Source organism: Marinobacter sp. ST-43, assembly GCF_030541085.1.
In the GTDB taxonomy this organism is placed as follows: Bacteria; Pseudomonadota; Gammaproteobacteria; order Pseudomonadales; family Oleiphilaceae; genus Marinobacter; species Marinobacter nauticus.
Genome location: NZ_JASSVO010000041.1, coordinates 1 through 3515 on the forward strand (window position 1 = coordinate 1; position 3515 = coordinate 3515).

2 protein-coding genes are annotated in these 3515 nt (G+C 50.4%); one reads left to right on the forward strand and one right to left on the reverse strand.

Features of this window, described 5'->3' with window-relative positions; genetic code table 11:
* Positions 1 to 680: 680 nt before the first annotated feature.
* Positions 681 to 1634: an IS110 family transposase gene (locus QPL98_RS19255; protein ID WP_022993296.1), complete on the forward strand. Its 954-nt coding sequence runs from the start codon at positions 681 to 683 to the stop codon at positions 1632 to 1634.
* Positions 1635 to 2546: 912 nt separating this feature from the next.
* Here the strand turns inward: QPL98_RS19255 and QPL98_RS19260 are convergent.
* On the reverse strand, positions 2547 to 3335 hold the full coding sequence (locus tag QPL98_RS19260) for a DUF2071 domain-containing protein (protein ID WP_113880739.1): 789 nt from the start codon (positions 3333 to 3335) through the stop codon (positions 2547 to 2549).
* Positions 3336 to 3515 lie beyond the last annotated feature (180 nt).

Sequence of the window (3515 nt, forward strand, 5' to 3'; positions counted from 1 at the left end):
TCACACATCTTTATGTTGGGAGGAGAAAGCTATCGACTGAAGCAGAAAGTTACAAGCTAGACTATAAAGGGTGGGTCAATTTTATTGGCCAAAGGTGGGTCAAAATAAATGGCCATTGACAGCGACACACCAGCACAACTACTGGCATGGCGTGAGCCGGCGAACCAGACTGAATTTTTGGCACCCGCAAGAACGCAAACTTTGCAGTCACCCCCAAACTGGATTGTGGCCGCCCACAACGAACGGGAAAGCCCAGCCACAACTACCTTACCCAATAATGGCACCAGGAACGAAGCTGCCGGATATGTGATCCGGCACGGAACCCGATGCTGCGACGCCAACTACCGGCACCGATTTATGAACTGGCTCTACGCTTCGATAAACAGAAAAAGGCAGAGCCATTTAACGCTTGCAGCATGCGCGCCTACGAAATGGAGCCGAAGGCGCAATGTAGTAGGCGTCGCCGTGCCTGCACTTGTATGGATAATTTCTTCCGTGTTTGGGTAAATTGAGGCCCACCCCCAGTGGCCGCTGGGGGCCTTCATGCAGCAGCTCGATGCCTGACCGGCTCCTCTGTCGAGAGACCGATAACAAGTGTGCAGCGCTGCATGACTCTCAAGCGATAACTCGAACAGTCATCGGGGCCTCGAGCCCGTATAGCAAGGCAGAGTCAGCTTATTATGAACAACACGGAAATCCAAACCCCAGTCAATGTCGGCGTCGATGTCGGTAAAGCCAATCTGGACATTGCTCTTCATCCCTCCGGGCAGTTCTACACCATCCCAAATACCGAAGCGCATATTCGCCGCTTTGTCCGTATCCTTAAAAACTACTCGATCGAACGCATCGTTGTTGAAGCCTCTGGCCGATATGAACAGGCCCTGGTTCAGGCCTGCGACCAAGCTGGTTTGCCGATCATCATCGTCAATCCCATCAGTGTCCGACGCTACGCCCAGGCCATTGGCGTACTCGCCAAAACCGACCGGATTGATGCCCAGGTCATCGCGCAGTATGCCGCCACACTGAAACCTGAGTTCAAACCTATTCCAGACAAAACCTCCCAGAAGATTAAGGACTTACTGGTCCGACGTTCTCAGCTTCTGGAAATGTCCACCATGGAGAAAAACCGCCTCCAGATCCTGCCTAAACCCCTTCACCGGTCGATCAAAAGTATGCTCCGGATGCTCCAGAGTCAGATTGAAACCGTCACCCGACAGATTGAGCAGGAGGTGGCCAAGGTGGATCAGTGGCGCAGCAAAATGGAGATCATGACCAGCGTGCCAGGCGTCGGAAAAGTGCTCGCCTACACCTTCCTGAGTGAACTCCCGGAACTCGGTTCGCTGAACCGCAAGGAGATCGCAGCGCTTGTTGGCGTAGCACCCATCAACCGAGACAGTGGCAAGCTAAATGGCAAACGAAGGATACGAGGTGGCCGCCACAGAGTCCGCACCGTGATGTTCATGGCCATGCTCTCATCCATCCAGTGCAACCCGGTCTTCAAACGCTTTTACGAACGCCTGAAGGCCCAGGGAAAGATCCCGAAAGTCGCCCTCATCGCCTGCATGAGAAAGATGATTGTGGTGCTCAATACCATGATCAAAAACCAAGAATCATGGCGGGCTGAAATGGCTTAATTTATGGAATTGACACCACAGTCACTTGTTAGCCCACCTGCCCACTAATTGGATCCTCTAGATGATAAATCACAAGGCGGACTGCCAAGACAATCGCAGGCAACATCAAGATTAACGGGATAACGAATGTGATCCAAGGCACAAGGCTTATCGGCCCTATCAATAGACCCACTATTGGTATGGATTTGTGGAGTTTTTTGGAGCGCGCCCAACTTACACCCATCAGAACAAATATAAGCCATGTGACTGGTGAAAGAACAAGCGAAAAGGTGGCTAGTGGTTGCATTAACCAGTTCATCTGCCCCCAATGGAGCCCGAGATAGAAATTCGGCAAAGTGAATACCGCTGCAGCAAAAAATGGCAGTGTGGCAGACAAGAAAACGTTTAAATAGCGTCGGACTCTCAGGCTCATTTTCATATTTGGCTAACGCCGAAGCACAGCGGCGCCCTTGTAATGGAGGCGCAGCCGCAATGAAAAGGACGTCCGGCGGCCATCGGCCGCGTACTGCTGCGATTTGTTATGGCTTTGCATTAACTGTGAATTCCGCGCCACTGACCGTATATTTTATCGCTCGAGATGATTTAGCCACGCGTAGCCCTGGCACTTTGTAAAGCTCCATGCCAGCGAAATGAGGCGCGCCTGCTGCGTAGACGTAGCCCCGCTCAATCTGGCCATCAGCAAGCTGAAGCTCTTCGGTCTTTTCACAACATGGAGACTTACACACCAAAACATCTATCCGTGGCCAGTAGAAGTCCGCTAACTCAAGAATGCCCCCGACGGTAAATTTGCAACCGCAGAGCCTACAAATCTGTTCTCGGTGTATATCCATAATTTAAATCGGGCTAACCCCATAACGCCAAGCGAAGCGGCGGCCCGTTAGGGACGTCCGCCTTGCGCGACTTGTTAAATATTCAGCCGACGACAGTTGGCGGCAAATAGATGGTAAATTCATTCAAAGGCTCGATAAGCACACTATATGGATTGAGTTGCTCAGACTCTGAAACAATTCCAAGCCTAGATAAAAGTCCAAACTTTGCCGACTTGAGAGTCGCTGGCTTTACCAATAATTCCTTGTGCCAAACCCTATAGGTACCGAGCTTGCCGTCTCTACGATAATAAAAACCAGCAAGAGGATGCGTCAGGTAAACCAGAGCTGACTCTGTGTCAGGAAATCCTGGTAAATTAAAAGTGTCTTCTTCTGATTGTTGCAATTCAACCGCCGCTTCTGCCCAGCTGGACTCGGTGGTCATTTCATACTTTTTGTACAAACCTGTCGATTGGTTAAGGCGGCAATCAAATTTCACCTTCCCTGCATGCCAGGGTAGATTCCATAAATACCTTGGGACTACTAGGGTCCAAGAATCAAGCGTAGTGCCGAGAAACCAAACGCATCTCTCACCTGTGACCCTATCTATGATGTAAATGCGATAGTTGGTTTGGCCCATAGTGAACTTTGGAAACGGAAAAACCGCCGACGTAAAATCGACATCGATGAATGGCACAACCGAGATCAATCCCAGCGTTCGTCCATCAACTTCAATAGTGTCTAACTGGAACCTATCTGGAAATATCCCACTAAATCTCTCGGCGGGAACTGCATACGTAATTATTGCGAAGTGCCTCAAGCCGCAAAGTACGTCAATCCCCTTCGGCCTGGGTCGTTCGGTTAGGCAGTCTTCAAATTTTCTCGCTTCCTGCAAAGTGATTTCCTGAAATTTAACGCCGCAATCACGCGCTTGTCGCGTGCATTGCCTTGTTATCTGATTTTTGTAGGGACGCACGATGAATGGCGTCAATGTGGACCAAGGCGCTATCAACGTACTCGAACCCACATTCATACCCATCGAAGGCCACGAAAAGATCTGTGCCAGCAAGAACTA